The organism is Aeromonas sp. Y318-1 (assembly GCF_027706125.1).
In the GTDB taxonomy this organism is placed as follows: domain Bacteria; phylum Pseudomonadota; class Gammaproteobacteria; order Enterobacterales; family Aeromonadaceae; genus Aeromonas; species Aeromonas hydrophila.
Window position 1 is genome coordinate 1 of sequence record NZ_JAPDCM010000052.1, and the last position, 601, is coordinate 601.

Annotated in this window: 1 protein-coding gene; it reads left to right on the plus strand. The window is 68.1% G+C overall.

Annotated features, from left to right (window positions below; translation table 11 throughout):
- Window positions 1-601, plus strand: a 601-nt coding sequence (locus OKB87_RS23555; RefSeq protein ID WP_270828630.1) for an amino acid permease, incomplete at both ends; no start/stop codon positions are given.

A 601-nucleotide genomic window follows, 5' to 3' on the forward strand; every position in this document is an offset into this window, starting at 1 on the left:
TTCCCCGCGCCGGTAGCCTGAGCAGCTACACCGAGGTGGCCATCGGGCATTTCCCGGCGATCCTGGCGACCTTTTCCGGCTACGTGGTGGTGGCGATGTTCGCCCTCTCGGCGGAACTGCTGCTGCTCGACCTGATCATCGGCAAGGTCTACCCCGGCGCGCTGCCGCCGATGCTGGTGGCCTACGGCGTGCTCGGCCTGTTCACCCTGCTCAACCTGCTCGGCATCGACATCTTCGCGCGCCTGCAGAGCGCCCTGGCGCTGCTGATGATGATCGTCCTGCTGGTGCTCGGCCTGGGTGCGGTGAGCAGCGACCACGCTTCCGCGCAGACCGCCCTGGCGAGCGGCTGGAACCCGCTCGGGGTAAGCGCCCTGGCGCTCACCGCGATGGCCGTGTGGGGCTTCGTCGGCGCCGAGTTCGTCTGCCCGCTGGTGGAGGAGACGCGGCGTCCGGAGCGCAACATCCCGCGTTCGATGATCCTCGGCCTGAGCATCATCTTCCTGACCATCGCCCTCTACTGCTTCGGTGCGCTGCTGTGCATCCCGCAGGCGGAACTGGCCGGCGACCCGCTGCCACACTTCCTCTTCGCCAACCGCGTGTT